Source organism: Amycolatopsis sp. lyj-84 (assembly GCF_046549075.1).
Taxonomy (GTDB): Bacteria; Actinomycetota; Actinomycetes; order Mycobacteriales; family Pseudonocardiaceae; genus Amycolatopsis.
Window position 1 is genome coordinate 166843 of the sequence record NZ_JAJPWO010000004.1, and the last position, 18397, is coordinate 185239.

An 18397-nucleotide genomic window follows, 5' to 3' on the forward strand; every position below is an offset into this window, starting at 1 on the left:
GCCGGGAAAGATCCGAACCTAGCCTTTGGGCACCGGTCGGCCATCTCGGCAACGCTCGCTGTCCCTCCCATGGACTGGGCCCGCGCCGGTGCGTTTCGTGAACCACCGCGGGTATCGGACAAATGGAGGTGGCTGTGTGACTGACCAAGGAATCGGCGTACCGGCGATCGGCGCGGCGCCGGTCGGCCGATGCGGCCGTGGCCAGGCCGAGCGTTCGATGACGGGCACGGCGGCATGACCGGCGACACGAGGACCGGCGTCTTCGCGGTGCTGCGGTCCACCCCCGCCCCGGTCAGGTATCTGCTCGGCGGCATGCTGGTCAACCAGCTGGGCGCGTTCGTCCAGACGTTCTTGATCCTGTATCTGACCTTCCGGGGCACCTCGGTCGGCTTCGCCGGGGTCTGCCTCGCCGCGTACAGCGTGGGGGCGATCTTCGGCGCCATGCTCGGTGGCGAGCTGACCCACCGGTTCGGCGGCCGCGCGACGATCGTGACGGTGATGACGTGCGCGGCACCGCTCGTCGCGTCGATCCCGCTGGTCTCGGGCACGCCTCCGCTACTGCTCGCGGTGATCGCGTTGTCCGGGCTGTCGATCCAGGCCTACCGGCCGGCGGCGGCGGTGCTGCTCGCCGAGCTCATGCCGGAAGAGCACAAGGTCATGGGCTTCTCGATGATGCGCATCGCGCTGAACATGGGCGCGGCCGTGGCACCGCTGATCGCCGCCGTGGTCATCCAGGTGAACTGGGACCTGCTGTTCTGGCTGGACGGAGCGACCGCGGCGCTGTGGGCGCTGCTGGCGTTCGTGTTGCTGCCGAAGCAAACCGCGACCCGCCACGACGCCGAGCCCGGCGGCACACCGGTTCCGGCCCTGAGCGCTCGCGAGGTGTACGGGAAGCTGGTCCGGGACACCCGGTTCCTGTGTTACCTGGTGGCAGGCGTGTTCGGCATGATGATCTACGCCGGGTCGGTCGCGGTGCTGCCGTTGAACATCGTCGCCGCCGGCCATCCGGTCGGCCTGTACAGCACGGTCCTGGTGATCTCCTCGGTCGTGCTGATCACCTGTGAACTGAAGATCACCACCTACATCGTCCGGATCCCGAAGTACCTCGCCGGACTGTTCGGCAACCTGGTCAGCGCGGTGGCGTTCACCCTCTACGGGCTGATCGCGCAGCATCCGTTCTTCGTGGTCGCCGGCGCGCTGCTGGCGGTGTCCGGGCTGATGATCCACGGACCGAGCACGGCCGCCCATCCCGCCACGTTCCCGGTCGAGGTGAGAAGCCGGTACATCGCGACGAAGGAAACGCTGTCCGGCGTGGCCGCGACCTTGGGCCCGATCCTGGGGCTGTTCCTCTGGAGCGAGTTCGGCGGTCCGGCGTTCTGGGGCTTCTGCGCGGTGCTGTCCGTCATCGCCGGATCGATGCACATCTACGGCCTCAAACAGCCTCCCGTGCCGGAGCCTGTGGCCGAACCCGAGCCGGAAGTCGTGGGAGAGCGACCATGAACGAATCGAACGGCGTGCTGCTGGTCATCGGCAGCGGACTGAAGCTGTATCGCGAATACCTGGTCTCGTCCATCCACCGGTGCGCCCGCGCGGCCGGAATCGGCTTGGTGCTGCTGAACAATCTCAAACCCACCTGGCAGCACGCCTACTTCGACGAGATCGTCCACACCGACGTGTTCGACGCGGACGAGATGCTCGCCGCCGCCCGTGAGGTCGCCGGACGGCACCGGATCGTCGGCCTGATGTGCTGGGACGAGCCGGTCGTGCTCGCCGCGGGCGAACTCGCCGCCGAACTCGGGGTACCCGGGTTGAGCGTGGACGGCGTCCGCGGTTGCCGCGACAAGAACCGCACCCGCGCCGTGCTGACCGCCGAAGGACTGCTGCAACCGGGCTACGCCTTGACCACCGGCCTCGAAGAGGCACGTGCGGCGGCCGCCCGGATCGGATACCCGGTGGTGCTCAAACCGAGGGCGATGGGCGCGAGCATCGGCGTGGTGTACGCCGCCGACGAGTCCGAAGTGGACGCCGCGTTCGGTGTCGCGATGGGCGCGGCCACCGTCGACCAGAGCCGCTACGGCGGCGGCGCGATCGTGGAAGGTTACGTCTCCGGGCCGGAGATCAGCATCGACGCCGCCGTGTACAAGGGCGAGTACCTGCCGATGTTCGTGGCCCGTAAGGAAACCGGCGACCAGCCGTACTTCGAGGAGATCGGGCACGTCGTCGACGCCGGCGATCCGCTGCTGCACGACACCGTCCTGATGGACGTCCTGGCCAAGGCCCACCGCGCGCTCGGCGTGGAGGACGGCATCACCCATTCCGAAGTCCGGCTGACCGACCGCGGGCCGCTGATCATCGAGATCAACGGCCGCCTCGGCGGCGACCTGATCCCGTTCCTCGGCAGGACGGCCACCGGTCTCGACCCCGGCGAGATCCTGTTCGCCGTCGCGACCGGGCACCGGCCGGTCATCGCCCCCACCCGGGACGTGGTCGCCGGTATCCGGTTCGGCTACCCGGACCACGACTGCCTCGTCCACGGGGTCACCGTCCCGTCCGATCGGGAAACGGTGCCGGGCCTGGTCTTCGCGTCACCGATGATCGACCCGGGGACCACCCTGCGGCTGCCGCCCGGCGGCTACCTCGCCCGGCACTCGTTCGTGGTGTGCGAGGCCGAGGACCGTGAAACCTGTGCCCAGCGACTGGATACGGCTGCCGCCCTGGTGCGGGTCGACGCCGATCCGGTGGACCCACCAGAACCCGGTACCGCGTTCGAGATGCCCGCCGGGCTGCTCGACGTCGACGAACACGAGGGAGTTTCCGCATGACCATGACCGAGCCCGTCCGCACCGATGTGCCGCTGACCGGCGCGCAGATCCTCGCGAACGCGAAAGCGCTCGCGCCGATCCTGCGTGAGCGGGCCGCGGAGATCGAGAAGAACCGGAGCCTGCCCGCGGACGTGGTCGAGCTGCTGCGCGACTCCGGCGCGTTCCGGATCGGCTTCACCCGGGAATGGGGCGGCCCGCACATGACCTCGATGGAGCAGACCGAGGTGATCGAAGCCCTGTCCTGGGGCGACGCGTCCGTCGGCTGGTGCGCCAAGCTCGGCTCGGACATCGGCTTGCACGCCAACTTCCTCGACCAGGAGGAGGCGCGCCGGATGTTCACCAGCATCGACATGCACTCCGCGGGGGTGCTGCCGGTGACGGGGCACGCGGAGCGCGTTCCCGGCGGCTACCGGCTCACCGGCCGGTGGGGCTTCGGCAGCGGTTCGACCCACGCCGAATGGGTCGCCTCCGGCGCCATGGTGTTCGAGAACGGCGAGCCCTACGCCAGCCCGGACGGCAGCAACCCGCACGAGTCGCGCCTGTTCATGGTGCCGGGCGACCAGATCGAATCGGTCGACAACTGGTACACCCTCGGCCTGTGCGGTTCCGGCAGCAGTGACTACAAGATCACCGACGTGTTCGTCCCGGAGAACCACACCCTGACCTTCGACAACCCCAAGGTCCCCAACGGACCGCACGTGCAGCCGGACGTGATCCAGCGCAGCATGTGCGGGGTGCCGCTCGGCGTGGCGAGGGCCGCGCTGGACTACGTCCGCGGCCTCACCATGGAACGGGTCGACATGCTGAAAGGCTCGCCCTGGCGGATGAGCGGCGTCGCCTGGAAGGACAACGAGCACATCCAGATCACGCTGGCCGAATGCGAGGCCGACTACAGCACGACGCGCGCCGGGGTCTACCGGGCGCTGGAACGGCAGTGGGAGGTCACCGCCGACGGGATCGGCACGCTGGACGATCTCACCCCCGACGAGCGGGTCGCGCCGGCACTGACCGGCTGGCAGGCGTTCCAGATGTCCAAGCGGGTCGTGCAGCGGCTCTGCGATCTGCTCGGCACCGCGGCGATCAGGTCGGGCGACCCGATGAACCGGTGGCTCCGGGACTCGATGACGATGGCCATGCACCCGACCGCGAGGGACCGGGTCACCCAGACGGTCGGCGCGCACCTGGTCGGTGCCAAGCCTTCCATGCGGTTCATGCTCGGCATCGTGGACAAGCCCAAGACCGAGTCCGAGCTCGATGCGTGAGCGACCCATCCTGATCGTCGGGTTCGTGACGCCGGTGCTGATGGCACTCACCGGCGCCGAACCCGACGGTTCGGTCATCCTCGTCGAAGAGCCGGACGTGATCCGGAAACGGGATCTGCGCGCGAGACTGGACGGGTCCCCGCTGGTCCGTGAACTGATCGGCTGGGAATACGCCAGTCCCGGCACGGCCGACGAGTTCTACGCCACCCACCGCGACCTCGACCCGGTCGCGGTGGTGCCGCTGATCGAGTACGCCACCCCGTTCGCCGCCCGGCTCGCCGAACGCTACGGCCTGCCGGGCGCGAGCCTCGGCGCCGCGCAGATCCTGCGGGACAAAGCCTTGCTGCGCAAGGTCAGCGCGGCCGCCGGGCTGGCCAATCCGGAGTGCGCCACGGTGACCGGCCCGGCGGAAGTGCTGGCGTTCATGGCCGCCCATCCGGGCCCGGTGGTGCTCAAACCGGCGAACCGGCAGGCCGCGGTCGGCACGCAGATCGTCCGTGACCCGGCCGAAGCCGAGCAGGCCTGGACGAGCTGTGTCGAGCAGGACGAGGGCATCTTCGTACCCGACCGGCCGATGGAACTGTCCATGCTGGTCGAGCGGTACGTGCCCGGGCCCGAGTACAGCGTCGAGATGCTCGTCCGCGGTGGGCGGCGGCTGTTCGCCAACGTCACCGGCAAGCAGCTCTACCCCGGCCCGCGGCCGGTGGAGCTGGCGCATATCGTCCCGGCCGACATTCCCGGCGACCTCGCCGAGACACTGGCGGAGCAGACCGATCGCGTCGTCGCGGCCGTCGGGTTCGCCGACGGCATCCTGCACTGCGAGTGGATCGTCTCCGACGGTGTGCCGTATCTGGTGGAATGCGCGGGCCGGATCGCCGGGGACGGCATCATGGAGGTCATCGACCGCGCCTATTCGATGGAACTGCTGCGTTCGTACTTCATGATGATGCGCGGCGAGCCGCTGCCAGAGCTGCCTCGCCGCGCCACGGGCGGAGCCGCCGTCCGGTTCGTCCCGATGGAGCCGGGAGTGATCGACGCCGTGCTGGGACTCGAGGAGGCCCGTCAGGCGGAAGGCGTGTTCCTGGTGGACATCCAGGTCAAACCCGGCCACCGGTTCTCCGGGCTGCGCAGCTCGTGGGACCGGACGGGGCTGGTGATGGCCGTCGCGGACAGCCCGGCCGAAGCGTTGCGGCGCGCGGAGAAGGCCGCGGGCCTGATCCGCATCGAGGTTCGTCCGTAGCGTTGCTCTCACGCGTGAAGGCCCCCTTCCCTCAGCTGAGGGAAGGGGGCCTTCACGCGCTAGTCGCGCCTTCAGCGGCGCAGCCGCCGGACGGCGGCCGCGGCGACGGCCGAGAGAGCGGCCGCGGCCGAGTACTTCAGGATGCGATGCTGGCGGGTCGCCCGGTGCAGCGCCTTGGCATACGGGACCGTGGTGTTGGTGACCATCGCGTGCAGAGGCATCCAGCGGTGGCGGAGAACCTTCTCCAGCACGGTGTCGCAAGCGCGTTCCAGACGGACCGCCGGCGAGCGCACGGTGTCGCGGAGCTCGGCGAAGTTGCGGTGGGACATGGTCGCCAGGGCATCGGTGTTCGGCTTGCGGCGGGAGTAGTACCTCGTCAGCGCCGACGAGGTGCTGTTCGGATGATGGGCGAGGCTCTCCGTCAGCTCCAGCGCGTCCTCGAAGGCCGAGTTCATCCCCTGTGCCAGGAACGGATAGACGGCGTGGCAGGCGTCGCCGATCAGCACCACCTTGCCCTCGTAGGTCCACGGCGCGGTGCTGACGGTGACGAGGTTGAAGGTCGGTTGCCGCAGGAACGTCTCGCCGAGGTCGGGAACCAGCGACAGGACGTCGGGGAAGTACTCGCGGAACAACGATTCCACGTCCGAAGCCGTCCGCAGCGAGTCGAAGCCGTGCGTGCCGTGGAACGGGAGGACGCAGGAACAGGTGAAGGAGCCGTCGCGGTTGGGGTGGGCGAACATCATGATGTCGCCGCGGGGCCAGAGGTGGAAGACGTCGTCCGCCATGCGGTGGGAGCCGTCGGCCGCCGCCGGGATGTGGAGTTCGCGCCAGCCCCATTCGAGGTAGTTCTGCGAGAACTCCGCACGCTGCTCGTGGTGCATGAACCGGCGGACGGCCGAAAACGCGCCGTCCGCGCCCACCACGACATCCGGCTTCACCACGAGCGCCTGCCCGTTCGGGTCCACAAAGGACACCGAGGGCAGGTCGCGGTCCATCCCCGTGCAGCGCGTGTCGAACACGAATCGCACGCCGGGTACCCGGCTGGCTTCCTCCACCAGCAGCGCGCTCAGGTCCTGGCGCTGGATGGCCAGGATGCCGCCCTCGCCGTACGCCGAGAACCGCAGCCCGCCATCGGTGTTGTGCAGCATCCGGCCCTGCATCGGCACCACGAGCCGCCGCACTTCCTCCGACAGCCCGAGCCGGTCCAACGCCGCCAGGCCGCGCCGTGACAGCCCTAGATTCATCGACGTCACCGCGCTGGCTGTCTCGCGGGGGTCCGGACGACGGTCGTACACCGTGACCGTATGCCCTTGCCTGCCCAGCGAAAGCGCCAGGAAAGCGCCGGCCATGCCGGCGCCCACGATCGCGAACTCCACTATGCACTCCCCTTGTTCACGCACTGACCTCCATGACAGCGCCGAGGATTTCCCTGGCGACGAGCGGTGCGGTGCCGAACCCGGATCCGCCGCAGGCGGGACGGGACCACACCGACGGACGGATCCGGGTGAGAATCGGGCCACCGTCGACGGGATCGGCCGCATAGTGGCATTCCCGCACGGCCGCGACGGCGTAGTCCGCGGCGCCCGCGAGGATCGGCTCGGCGAGCAACCGGTCGGCCCACGGTTCGCGATCCGGTTCCGTGGTGGTCGCGACCTGACGGCACACCGCGTCCGAGCTGATCTTGAGCAGGGTGCCCTCTCCGGGCGGCAGCAGCCAGGCCGTGCGGCCGCCGCCGATCCGGCCGACTCCCGGGGCCGACGCCCACCATGCGGCCAGATCCCGCGGCGGGTGCAGGTAGATCATGGTCTGGCGGTACAACACGACGGGCTGCTCGACCAGCTCGGTGTTCCAGGGACCCGCCGCGACCAGCACGAGATCCGCGCCCACGGCGGTGCCGTCGGCCAGGGTCACCCGATGGTCGTCGATGCCGTCGACGGCGCAGTGCGGCCGCAACGTCACCGAAGGGTGCGCGGCGAGCCATTCGGCCGCCGCGCACAGGAACCGGTCCGCCAGCAGGACCCCGGCGCCCACGTCGTGCACCCCGCCGGTTCCGGCGGGGAATACCACGGGCGCAAGGGTTTCCGGCGAGACGGTGACCGCGGCGAGCCCGGCCAGCGCCGCGGTGTCGAGGGCCAGCTCGAGCTCGTCCGGGGTGCCCGCGGTGACCACGCCGACCGGGCGGAAGAGCGTGGTCCGCAGCAACGACTCCAGTTCCAGCCAACGGCGGCGGGCCTCGGCCATCCGCCGCGTGCCCTCGAGATCGTCCGGGCGCAGCACCCGCAAGGCCCGGTGCTGATCGGACGACGTAGAGGCGGGGTTCGGGACGGGGCCGCGATCGAGCACGGTGACGCGGTGACCCGCGAGCGCGCACTCGATCGCGGTCACCAATCCGGTCACCCCGGCACCGACGACGGCGACCGAAGCCATCAGCCGCCCGCCCCGGCGAGCCGGGGCAATCTCTTGGGGGTGATCGTGTCCGCGTCCACCTGTCCCGGCAACGTCGTGTCGGGCAGCGCGCCCGCGGCGAGATCGATCAGGATCGGGGCGGCACAACGCAGGAAGACGTCCACCTGATGGCAGAGGTCGCCCGCGGTCTCGGCGGTCACCGAGGCGGCCAGCCGGTCCAGCCGCCCGAGTTGCTCGGCGAGGGTCGACGCCACGGCCGTCACGCTGAACCGCGGGAGCTCGTACCCGTCGGCGAACCGCTCGATCATCCGCAGCGCCGTCCGCCTGGCGTCGGCGGAAACCGTCAGCGGACCGCGATCCACCCAGGCGTCGACCGCCGCCGCGACCCGGTTCCACGGCGCGGTCAGCCGGGTCTCGCTGACCCGGAGCAGGGCTTCGTGGGTGAAGTCGGTGCGCTGGTATTCGGGACTGGTGGCGCAGAGATGGAAGCGGATGAGATCGCGCGGTACCTCGGCGGCCAGCTCGCGGCCGGACACCACGTGCCCGCGGCTGGTGGAGAACTTCTCGTTGGCCAGCTCGTAGAACTCGTTGGTGATGTACTGCGCGGGCAGCACGTGACCGCCGAGCGCCGTGAGCATCGCCGTGCCCACGATCGCGAACGGATACGTCGCGTCGAGGCCGAGGAAGTACACCACGGTCGAACCGGAGTCCTCCTGCCACAGCTCGTCGTCGGCGGTGAGGACCGCGCCGCGTTTTTCGGCGGCGAGGGCGGTGGTGAACATGCTCCACGGCATGCCCTCCATATGCGGGTAGATCACCTGCCCCGGCACCTCGGGGAACGGCGCCGGGATACCCCACGACGTCGGCTGGGTGATCGGGAAGTCCGGCAGGGGCCCCGCGAGCGCGGACTCGATGAGCTGGGCCATGCCAGGACGCATCGGGGTCCGGGCGAAGTACGCCTCCAGGTCCGCGCGGTACCGCTCCACCGGGAAGACGAGGATGTCCGCCTCGCGGTACTCCAGCGGCTCCTCCGGGTGCAGCGTCGACCGCGGGCCGATCAGGTCGCCGGGCGCGACCGGGAGACCGCAGCTCTCGCAGATCCCGGCGTACCCGTCGGCCAGGCAGAACGGGCAGCCGCCGGTGACGTACGCGTCCATCAGGTACTCGCCGGTGCTCGGCAGGTACGGGAACCGGACCGTCCGCAGCTCCAGCTTGCCCGTGCTGTGCAGGCGGTCGTAGAAGTCCATGACCAGCTTGGTGAACCGGTCGCCGATACAGCCGAACCCGTCGACCTCGACGCCCATGGTGGTCAGGGTCTGCCGGACCTGCTCGGCGGAGCGCTCCCGCAGGTCCTCAGGCGCCACGCCGAGGCGAGCCGCGGCGGTGACGATGTAGTTCTGGGTGAAGTGCATGCCGGTGCCGTAGAGCGCTTCCGTGCCGGCCGCGCGGGCGTACCGGGTGCAGACGTCCGCGGCCAGGAACGGGCCGGCGAGATGGCCGAGGTGCAGGTCGCCGTTCGCCGTCGGTGCCGGCGAGATCACCACCAGCCGGTTCATCAGGCGGTCCTCGACTCGGCGGCGGCGCCCCGGCGGGCGAGCAGATCGCTGACGATGTCACGGGACCGGTGGGCCAGCACGCTGATCAGCGAGTCGGCGATACCGTGCGTGGCCTCGTTGATGCCCTGCAGATACACCGCGCCCCAGGCGGAATCGCCGAGATCGACCCGGTAGCAGCGGCTGACCGTGACCTCGGACAGGCCGACGCGGTCGGCCAGGTCGCGGACCATCGCGGGCATCCGCTGGTCGAAGCCGGTACCGAGGAGCACCAGGTCGCACTGCAGTGCCTCGACCTTGCCGCTGGTCCGGTCCCGCAGATCGAGGACGACCTCGTCGTCTTCGATCCTGGCGCCAACCACTTCGGTCAGGGTCCGCACCTCCGACCGCTGCTGGCCGATGCCGCGCTGCTGGTAGAGCGTGGTGTAGATGTGGTCGAGGAACGGCGGGGCCGCGCCGGCGTAGTTGGTCAGGCGCATCTCTTCCAGCACCTGCTGGCGGATCTCGGGCGGGCTGTCGTAGAAGCGGTCGACGAACGACGGGAAGAACAGCTCGTTGACGAACTTGCTGGTCTGGTAGTTCTGCGGGCCGATGGACCGCACGATCATGGTCCGGGTGCTGTTGGGCAGATTGTCGTGCAGGGCCATGAACATCTCGGCCGCGCTCTGGGCCCCGCCCACCACGACGGCGCGCAGCGGCGCGTCCGCGGGCAGCTCCGCGATCCGGCGCCGGTACTGGGCGCTGTGGATGAGGCGGTCGGGCGGCAGGTCGGCGAAGACGTCCGGCACGTGCGTGTCACGGCCGCCGCCCACGACCAGGTCGCGGCAGCGGATGGTGTCCCCGTCGGTGAGCGTGGCGACCCAGCCGGTGATCGAACCGTCGGCGCCACGCGCGGGCTCGATGCTCTGCACCTTCGCGTCGTACCGGATCCGGACCTGGTCCAGCGACTTCGCGACCCACTGCAGGTAGTCGGAGAACTCCCAGCGGAACGGGTGGAAGGTGCCGAGGTTGACGAACTCGTCGAGCCGCTTCTGGTCGTGCAGGAAGTTGAGGAACGAGAACTTGCTGCGCGGATTGCGCAGGGTCACCAGATCCTTGAGGAAGGAGACCTGACTGCGCGCCCACGGCATCAGCAAGTCGCGTTGCCACTTGATGTCCGGACTCTGCTCCAGCAGCAGCGTCTGCTCGGCCAGTTCCGGATTCCCGGACTCCTCGATGGCCACCGCGAGCGCCAGGTTCGCAGGCCCCGCACCGATCGCCAGCAAACCCACCTGTATTTCAGTCACAGATACACCCCGTTCGTCCAGAATAGGATGCCGACACTAAGCAGCGGCATTTCCCCGACGATAGGGATGACTTTCCCGAGGTCCGGGGAATCTCACCGGGGCCTCCTCGGGGTTTCCCGATGGCCGGGAAGATCTCCCCTTTCCCGGGGAAATGCGGGCGACTAGCCTCCGCGACGCTTTTCTCCGTTACCACGACGGCATAATTGCCGCCAGGCACCACGAGGCGATCTTACGGGCCAGGCCGTCCGCCTCTTCGTGCTCGCGATACGGTGAGGCACGGTGCCGTCACCAGGGCACGGACGAACGCGATCACCCTGTCTGCCGCTTCTTCCCTGTTGATCGGACGCCTCCCTCCGGCCGGAAAATTGATTGCGATCAATTGCCCATAACAGTCATATAGATCCGTTCGATACTTACTACATAGACTCCTCTCGCGGCCGGCAGCCCCATCCCCGCCACGGTCGAGCGCATCTTCATCGCAGTTCACTGAACGGAGCCGATCAGGCAGGCTCAGTAGCGGCAGGTAGGGGGAAAGATGAATCACCACGCCAGTATCGGCAACACCGCTCGTTTGTGGCCGGTCGAACATCAAGACCGGCGGCGCACCGCGAGCCTGTTGCCCAACCACACCATGTCCGAGGAGAGCAGCGGCCCCGCTTGGGTGACCGTTCTGCTCGCCGACAGCCAGCCGGCGATTCGCTACGGGGTCAGGTCCGCGCTCGAAGACGTCGGCGGCATCGCCGTCGTCGGTGAGGCGGCGACGGCGAACGCGACCATCTCGGAAACCTTCCGGCACCAGCCGGACGTGCTGGTCATCGATCCGCAGCTGGGCGAGTTCTCGACCGTCGACGTCATCAGCCGGGTGGCGCGGATCGCGCCGGAGACCAGGGTGCTGGTCCTGAGCTCGGCCGACGACGACTCCGCGATCAGGTCGGCGCTGCACGCCGGAGCGCGCGGATACCTGATCAAGAGCTCCGATCTGGACCAGGTCGTCCGCGGCGTGCAGGTCGTCGCGGCGGGCGAGGCGATCGTCGGGAAGGCGATCGCCTGCCGGTTCGGCGCGCTGATGCGGTCGGCGACCGGTCCGGACCCCTACCCGTTCCCACAGCTGACGACCAGGGAGCGGGAGGTACTCGACCGCATCGCCGCCGGCAAGGCGAACTCGGCCATCGCGCGCGAGCTCGCGCTCGCGCCGAAGACCATCAGCAATCGCGTTTCCGTCGTCTTCGGCAAACTCGGCGTAGCCGATCGCGCACAGGCGATAGTGCTGTCCCGGGACGCCGGTCTCGGCCGCGGCTGATTCACCGGCAATCGGGAATAGTTCCCCTGTTGCCGGGAAGCAGGCCAAATATAGCCTCGGTCAGCACCGAACGCCCGACATGAAAAGCACGCCGATCGGAGTGGGATGTGACTGACCAAGACCAAGCTGTCGTGGACATCCGCAGGCTGGAACACGAGAACCTGACGCGCGCCTACGGATTGGACATGAAGCTGCTTTATCCGTGGAACGGTATGACGGCACCGTTTCGAGGAGCTTGGTGCGTGCTGCGTCCTGGTGACGTATCGGTTGCCCACGCTCATCACGAGCACGAGATCTTCATCGGAATGACCGGAAGCGCCGAGGTGGTCACCGGCGAAAAGCGACACAAGTTCACCGCGGGTGACCTCGTATTCCTGAAACCGGAGATCGAACACTACCTCGTCAATGACAATGACGAGGACTTCGCCTACTACGCGATCTGGTGGGACCGCGCGATGTCCGACGAGTTCATCACCCACGAGATCGACCGGGCCGAGTCCCATGATTAATTACGACGGGCGGAAATTCCGCAAAGAAGGCGCCGAGGCTATCGCCGAATACCGCCAAGAGGGCGACGTCGTCTGGGCCGAGTTCGCCGGGGGTGAGGTGCGACGGGGAGCGATCACCGGCACCCGCCGGGAGAACGGGGCCCTCCATTTGGGGTACACGCTGGTGCTCGCCACCGGCGAGGTGATCTGCGGGCACACGGTGAACACGCCGGAGGTGGCCGAGGACGGTCATCTCCGGCTGCGTGAGGTGTGGGAACGCTACGGCCCGCACGCCGCCACCGGCGTCTCCTACCTCGACGAGGTGAGCTAGTGTCCCGCAGCCCAGACGACGCGGACTGGCGACTCCTCGACCGCACCGTGGCAGGCCGTGTCCGCCGCCCCGGGGAAACCGGGTTCGGCGAGGCCAGCACGCCGTTCAACAAGAGATTCGCCGGCATCACCCCCGCCGGTGTCGTGTCCGTGGAGAACACCGCGGACGTGCGAAAAGCCATCGAGTGGGCACGTGACGCCGGTGTCGACGTCGTCGCACGGTGCGGCGGGCACAGCTACGCGGGACATTCGGTCAACACCGGTCTCGTCATCGACCTCAGCGCGATGAACACCGTGTCCGCCAACGGATCGACCGGGCTCGTGACCGCCGCGGGCGGCGCGCGGATGGCGGACGTCTATGCCGCCATCCAGCCCCACGAAATGGCGTTCGCGCTGGGCAACGGCGCCACGGTCGGCATCGCGGGCCTCACCCTCGGGGGCGGCTGTGGTGCCACCTCGCGCGTACTCGGGCTCACCGCGGACGCGCTCGTGGCGACCACACTGGTGACCGCGGACGGGCAAGTGCTGCACTGCGACGCGAACGAGAACGCGGACCTCTTCTGGGCGTGCCGCGGCGGTGGCGGCGGCAACTTCGGCGTCAACGTGTCCTTCACCTTCCAGGCGAGGCCGGTGACCGACTGCGCCAGCTACCTGGTGCTGTGGGATCGCGCGGACGCGCCGAAGGTCGTGTCGGTCCTGCAAGAGATCGTGCGGCGGGCACCGGACGAGTTCGCGGCCAGAATCGGCGTCAGCACGGTCGGCGGGTCGAAGTCCGTGGTATCGGCCATCGGGCAGTATCTCGGTTCCGCCAAGGAGTTGCGGGAGATCCTCGACCCCGTCCTGTCCGTCGCCCAGCCGATCCGCATGGACATCGAGGACCGGACCTTCTGGCAGGCCAAGGACGATCTGCTGCACGAGACCGCCGAGGGCGCGTTCGCGGCGCGGACCAACATCGTCACCGAACCACTGCCCGACGAGGCGATCGCCACGATGCTCTCGTTCGTCGACCGCTGGCCCGGCAGCGGCAACCCGGACGGCGGTGGTGCGGCCCTGTTCTCCTGGGGCGGCGCGATCAACCGGGTGGGCGCGACGGACACCGCCTTCGCCCACCGGAACGCGATGTTCCTGCTGTCCATGGACACCTCGTGGGCCGAGAACGACGAGACCGCCGTGGTCGACGCCAACCTTCACTGGCTGACGGACCTGGCGGAGGCGTTGTCGCCGTACGTGTCCGACGGCGCTTTCCAGAACTTCATCGACCCGGATCTCGCGGACTGGCGCGACGCCTACTACGGCGTCAACTACCCGCGACTGAAGGACATCAAGAACCGGGTCGACCCTGACGGCGTCTTCACCTTCGCACAAAGCATCGGATCATGATCGGCGACAACAAGGTTCTCATCTGGACGGCGGCCGAGGTCGAAAGCGGCGCCCTGCCGGCGGAACATCTACCGTATGTCCGGGAAATCCTTTCCTGGGCGGGACGTTACCTGGTGTCCCCCCACCCGGAACTGGGCCGGAACGGCCCGGTATGCCCTTACACCCAGCCATCACTCCACAAAGGACTCTTCCATCTGGCCGCCCTGACCGCCACCAACGGCGAGACAGACGTCCACGACGCGATCGAGAGCCTGCGCTCGTGGCACGAGCGGCTGTCGGCCAGGATTTCGCCCACGGAACGGGAGTTGCTGACGATCCTCCTGGTGCTGCCGCAACTGGACTACCAGGACCCGACGGTGCTGGACGACCTGCAGCGCGAGGCGAAGGACAAGTTCGTCAACGACGGCCTGATGATCGGGCAGTTCCACCCGGTCTGCGACCAGCCCGGCCTGTGGAACGAGAAGTTCAAGGCGCTGCGCGCGCCGGTACCGTTGCTGGCCATCCGCAAACTGGTCGTCTTCGACCTGCCGTTCCTGATGGACAGCACGGTGCACGCCGAAAGCTACTTCCGGCGTTTCGCCCCGGACATCCCGCCCCGCATCCGCGACCAGCTGGTCAAGCGGCTGGCAGGCAACGAAAAATCCTTGCAGACGGCCTGAGCACTTCGGGAGAACACAGATGCGGCACTATCTCATGGTCAGACCGGCGTACTTCGATGTCGAGTACTCGATCAACCCGTGGATGGATCCCGGCAAACCCACCGACACCGAACTCGCGATCACCCAGTGGGAATGGCTGCGGGACCTCTACGTCGAACTGGGCCACCGGGTGGACCTGCTCGATCCGGTGCCGGGTCTGCCGGACATGGTGTACGCGGCGAACGGCGCCACGGTGGTGAACGGGCGAGCGCTGGTCGCGCGCTTCCACCACCGGCAACGCCGCCAGGAGTCCGAGTCCTACCTGAACTGGTTCACCGAAAACGGCTACCACGAGGTGCGGCAGGCGCGGTGGCACAACGAAGGGGAAGGCGACTTCCTGATCGCGGGCTCCCGGATCCTGGCGGGTTCGGGTTTCCGGTCCGACCCCCGGGCGCACGAAGAGAGCGCGGAGTTCTTCGGCGTACCGGTGGTGGGGCTGACCCTGACCGACCCGCGCTACTACCACCTCGACACCGCGCTGACCGTGCTGAACGACGACATGGTCATGTACTTCCCGGAGGCCTTTACCGAGGAAAGCCGGCGACGGATCGAAGAGCTGTACCCGGACGCCGTCATCGCGTCGGCCGCCGACGCGGCGGCGTTCGGCCTGAACGCGGTGTCCGACGGGCGGCACGTCATCCTGCCGCAGTCCGCCACGGGGCTGATCGCCCAGCTGCGGGAACGTGGTTTCGACCCGATCGGCGCCGATCTGTCGGAGCTGCTCAAGGGTGGCGGAAGCGTCAAATGCTGCACGCTGGAACTGCGTCACGCCTGAGGAGGCTGCCCGTCGGAGCGCTGCAGTCGTTCGATGGTCTCGTCGATCCAGTCGACCCAGGTCTGCGCCATCATCTCACCGGCGCGGCGGACCGAATCCCAGATCAGGGGATCGAGTTCGGTCCCTTCGGTGCGGGCGGCGGCCGCGGTGATCTCCTGGGGAAGCTCGTCGGCGAGCCTGTCGCGATCCTTGACGTGGAGATCGCGCATCACCCGGAGCTGGGTCACCGTGTCCTCCGTCGAGCGGGACCCGGAAAAGAAGAAGCGGACCAGGAACGGCACCCGGACCGGATCCCGTTCGGTGACCAGTTCGCCGAGCCAGTCGTCGAAGGCCCGCCGTCCGGCGTCGGTGGCCGAATACACCCGGCGGTCCGGCCTGCCCTGCTGTGGCTCCACTTCGGACACCGCGAGCCCGCTGTCCTCGAGCTGGCTCAGTGTCCGGTAGATCTGACTGAGCTGGGCGGGCCACACGAAGTTGATACTGGTGCGGATCGCGGTGGCCAGGTCGTAGCCGGTCATGGGTTGCCGCAGCAGAAAGCCCAGCAGGGCGAATCTGAGCATCGGGCTCCTTCCGGCGGCGACCGGAAGAGTATCAACCGGATCAGGCCCGGTCCGCGTGCCGGGCGAACCAGGCTTCGAGCAACTCGGTGACCCGCCGGGGTTCTTCGCGGTGGGGCCAATGCCTCGTGTCGAGCCAGTGCAGCTCGGACTCGTCGCACCGGGCGGCACTCGGTTCGGCGAGGAGTTTGCCGAGCGCACCGTCCCGGCGGCCCCAGATGATCTGGGTCGGCACCCGGACCGACAGGTCGGCGTCGGAAGGCGGCAGCGTCCGGAACAGCGCGCGGTACCAGAACAGTGGCCGCTGGATCGTGCCCGGATGGCGCCAGACGGCGCGGTGCCGGTCCACGTCGGCGTCACTCAGATTGGCGCCGCGTTTGAGCATCGCCGCGAGAACCGCGCCGCCGCGGGCACCGAGGACCGTCTCGGCGAGGCCGGGGATCTGGAACGCCAGCATGTACCAGCTCCGCAGCAGCTGGGAGGGCCGCCGGGTCAGCGTGCGGGCGAACACCTGCGGATGCGGACAGTTGACGATGGTCAGCGACCGGAGCAGATCGGGCCGTTCGATCGCCACCGCCCAGGCCACCGCCCCGCCCCAGTCGTGGCCGACCAGATGCACCGGCGCCGCCTTCTGGCGTTCGATGAGGAGCACGATGTCCTTGACCAGTTCGGGCATCCGGTAGTCGGCGACCGTGGCGGGCTTGGACGACAGGCCGTAACCGCGCTGATCCGGCGCGATCACCCGGTACCCCCGTTCGGCGAGCGCGGTCATCTGCGGCTCGAAAGTGAACCAAAGGTCGGGCCAGCCATGGAGGAACAACGCCGCCGGACCGGTTTCCGGACCGTCGGTCTCGACGTGGAGCAGGACGTCGTCGACGTCCACGAACTGCGGCTGGAACATGGGAGCTCCTCGCTCGGTTCAGGCGACTCCGAGTACGGCGGCGACGGTAGCGGACAACGTGCCCGGATCGCGGTCCCGCAAGGGCCGCAGCACCCGGCGGGCGATCCGCGGGGAGCCGAGCGAAGACACCGGCCGGTGGAGATTGAGCACCTCGTTGTACGCCGCCGCCACTTCGGGATCCAGCGCCGCCGCTCGTTCCAGCCGGTTGCGGTAACCCTCGCCGAACCGCGCCGTCCAGGGCGATCGGACACCTTCGGCGAGGCATCCGTGGCGGAGGTCCTCTCCGACGGCGAGGCGCCAGGCGTCGGCGGAGGTCGCGGCCATGGCCCGTGCGGCGCGGCGCTCGAACCCCGGCCGTGGCGCGCCGCCCTCGGCGGTGAGCACCCGGCCGAGCGCGGCCGCCGAGAGGGCGGCCACGCTCATTCCCTGGCCGTAGATCGGATTCGCCGCGCAGGCGGCGTCGCCGAGCGCGAGGACACCGGCCGGCATCTCGCGCATCCGGTCGTAATGGCGCCGGGTGTTGCTGCGGACGCGAAAGGTGCGGATCGGTCCGACGGGTGTCGACCTGCGGAGCGCTTCGGCCACCACCGGCGCTGTCAGCCGATCCGCGAAGGCGCGCAGTTCCGGCAATCCCGTGGGGACCGGCTCGCTCCGCCCGACCGAGCCGAACGAGATGTGCAGCCTGCCGTGTTCGACGCGCAGCACCACACCGCCGACCGGCGAGGCGGATTCCCCGCCGCCACCGAGGATGACCAGCCACTCGGGATCGAAGGAAGGGTCGGGCTCGGTGACCACGCTGACGTACCGGACGTCGGAATGGACGACCGACACCGGCGGAGGCCGGTACCCGATCCGTTCGAGCCACTCCGGCAGCCGGGACCCGCGGCCGGACGCATCGACGACCAGATCGGCGCCCAGGTCGTCGTCGGCCGTCCGGATCCCGGTGACGCGGCGGCGGGTCCGGTCGGTCAGCAGCCCGACGGCGAGCGCCCGGTCCCGGACCACGACGTTCGGCAAAGCCCGCACGCGCTCCCGGATCGCGTGTTCGAGCAGGATCCGGCTGGCGCCGAAACCACCGCTCCACCAGGCGGGGATCCGGATGGTCGTCCCGCCGCGGACCAGGAAGATCGACCGATCCCCCATCTCCGGATCGCCCGAGCCCGGGGTGAGCGCGCCGGCCTCGGCCAACTCCGCGGACAGGCCGGGGAACAGCCCGACCAGTACCCGGCGACCGGACCCCAGCAGACCGTGCGCGTGCCGCGACTGGGGAACGAACCGCCGATGGTCCGGCCGGTCCGGAAGCTCGTCACGTTCGACCACGACCACTTCGTCGTAGTGGCCGGACAGGACCCGGGCGGTCACGAGACCGGCGACGCCCGCACCGAGTACCACTGCTCGA

General features: G+C 69.0%; 16 protein-coding genes and 1 pseudogene. 10 read left to right on the forward strand and 7 right to left on the reverse strand.

Going from position 1 to position 18397, the window contains the following annotated elements; all coding sequences use genetic code 11:
- The first annotated feature begins 234 nt into the window (after nt 1-234).
- Genes ACLJRM_RS14955 through ACLJRM_RS14970 form a run of 4 tightly spaced genes read left to right on the forward strand, consistent with a single transcriptional unit; the run spans nt 235 to nt 5324 of the window.
- A complete protein-coding gene (locus ACLJRM_RS14955) occupies nt 235-1500 on the forward strand; it encodes an MFS transporter (protein ID WP_101609036.1) in 1266 nt (421 codons plus the stop codon).
- On the forward strand, nt 1497-2822 hold the full coding sequence (locus tag ACLJRM_RS14960; protein WP_101609037.1) for an ATP-grasp domain-containing protein: 1326 nt from the start codon (nt 1497-1499) through the stop codon (nt 2820-2822). Before ACLJRM_RS14955 ends, ACLJRM_RS14960 begins: the two co-directional genes overlap by 4 nt.
- Nucleotides 2819-4084, forward strand: a complete 1266-nt coding sequence (locus tag ACLJRM_RS14965; protein ID WP_101609038.1) for an acyl-CoA dehydrogenase family protein — start codon at nt 2819-2821, stop codon at nt 4082-4084. Before ACLJRM_RS14960 ends, ACLJRM_RS14965 begins: the two co-directional genes overlap by 4 nt.
- A complete protein-coding gene (locus ACLJRM_RS14970; RefSeq protein WP_101609039.1) occupies nt 4077-5324 on the forward strand; it encodes an ATP-grasp domain-containing protein in 1248 nt (415 codons plus the stop codon). The genes ACLJRM_RS14965 and ACLJRM_RS14970 overlap by 8 nt, the downstream gene beginning before the upstream one ends.
- A 71-nt stretch (nt 5325-5395) precedes the next feature.
- Here ACLJRM_RS14970 and ACLJRM_RS14975 read toward each other — a convergent pair whose 3' ends face one another.
- Genes ACLJRM_RS14975 through ACLJRM_RS14990 form a run of 4 tightly spaced genes read right to left on the reverse strand, consistent with a single transcriptional unit; the run spans nt 5396 to nt 10569 of the window.
- Nucleotides 5396-6700: an FAD-dependent oxidoreductase gene (locus ACLJRM_RS14975; RefSeq protein ID WP_410663264.1), complete on the reverse strand. Its 1305-nt coding sequence runs from the start codon at nt 6698-6700 to the stop codon at nt 5396-5398.
- Nucleotides 6701-6716: 16 nt separating this feature from the next.
- Entirely contained in the window at nt 6717-7751 is a 1035-nt protein-coding gene (locus tag ACLJRM_RS14980) for an NAD(P)/FAD-dependent oxidoreductase (RefSeq protein WP_410663265.1), read from the reverse strand.
- Nucleotides 7751-9286, reverse strand: a complete 1536-nt coding sequence (locus tag ACLJRM_RS14985; RefSeq protein WP_410663266.1) for a class I tRNA ligase family protein — start codon at nt 9284-9286, stop codon at nt 7751-7753. Before ACLJRM_RS14985 ends, ACLJRM_RS14980 begins: the two co-directional genes overlap by 1 nt.
- Complete coding sequence (locus ACLJRM_RS14990; RefSeq protein WP_101609043.1) at nt 9286-10569, reverse strand: SidA/IucD/PvdA family monooxygenase; 1284 nt, start codon at nt 10567-10569, stop codon at nt 9286-9288. Before ACLJRM_RS14990 ends, ACLJRM_RS14985 begins: the two co-directional genes overlap by 1 nt.
- Before the next feature lie 535 nt (nt 10570-11104).
- On the opposite strand from ACLJRM_RS14990, the gene ACLJRM_RS14995 reads away from it, so the two are divergent.
- From ACLJRM_RS14995 to ddaH, 6 genes and pseudogenes are all read left to right on the forward strand, one after another.
- Nucleotides 11105-11869 carry a response regulator gene (locus tag ACLJRM_RS14995; RefSeq protein ID WP_101609044.1) on the forward strand — a complete coding sequence of 255 codons (765 nt, stop codon included), beginning with the start codon at nt 11105-11107 and terminating at the stop codon, nt 11867-11869.
- Nucleotides 11870-11976: 107 nt separating this feature from the next.
- On the forward strand, nt 11977-12378 hold the full coding sequence (locus tag ACLJRM_RS15000; protein ID WP_174720429.1) for a cupin domain-containing protein: 402 nt from the start codon (nt 11977-11979) through the stop codon (nt 12376-12378).
- The gene (locus ACLJRM_RS15005) at nt 12371-12688 is read left to right on the forward strand and encodes a hypothetical protein (protein WP_101609046.1); all 318 of its coding nucleotides are present in this window, start codon (nt 12371-12373) and stop codon (nt 12686-12688) included. The genes ACLJRM_RS15000 and ACLJRM_RS15005 overlap by 8 nt, the downstream gene beginning before the upstream one ends.
- Nucleotides 12688-14067 carry an FAD-binding oxidoreductase gene (locus ACLJRM_RS15010; protein WP_101609047.1) on the forward strand — a complete coding sequence of 460 codons (1380 nt, stop codon included), beginning with the start codon at nt 12688-12690 and terminating at the stop codon, nt 14065-14067. The genes ACLJRM_RS15005 and ACLJRM_RS15010 overlap by 1 nt, the downstream gene beginning before the upstream one ends.
- Nucleotides 14064-14726, forward strand: a complete 663-nt coding sequence (locus ACLJRM_RS15015) for a DUF6875 domain-containing protein (RefSeq protein WP_101609048.1) — start codon at nt 14064-14066, stop codon at nt 14724-14726. The genes ACLJRM_RS15010 and ACLJRM_RS15015 overlap by 4 nt, the downstream gene beginning before the upstream one ends.
- Nucleotides 14727-14739: 13 nt before the next feature.
- Nucleotides 14740-15540 (forward strand): annotated as a pseudogene (gene ddaH, locus ACLJRM_RS15020) (dimethylargininase); the annotation flags it as partial.
- Here the strand turns inward: ddaH and ACLJRM_RS15025 are convergent.
- The 3 genes from ACLJRM_RS15025 to ACLJRM_RS15035 are packed head-to-tail and all read right to left on the reverse strand — an operon-like array spanning nt 15531 to nt 18390.
- Entirely contained in the window at nt 15531-16100 is a 570-nt protein-coding gene (locus tag ACLJRM_RS15025) for a PadR family transcriptional regulator (RefSeq protein WP_101609050.1), read from the reverse strand. The pseudogene ddaH and the gene ACLJRM_RS15025 sit on opposite strands and share 10 nt — an antisense overlap.
- A 40-nt stretch (nt 16101-16140) precedes the next feature.
- On the reverse strand, nt 16141-16998 hold the full coding sequence (locus ACLJRM_RS15030; RefSeq protein WP_101609051.1) for an alpha/beta fold hydrolase: 858 nt from the start codon (nt 16996-16998) through the stop codon (nt 16141-16143).
- A gap of 18 nt (nt 16999-17016) precedes the next feature.
- Nucleotides 17017-18390: an NAD(P)/FAD-dependent oxidoreductase gene (locus tag ACLJRM_RS15035; RefSeq protein ID WP_410663267.1), complete on the reverse strand. Its 1374-nt coding sequence runs from the start codon at nt 18388-18390 to the stop codon at nt 17017-17019.
- Nucleotides 18391-18397 lie beyond the last annotated feature (7 nt).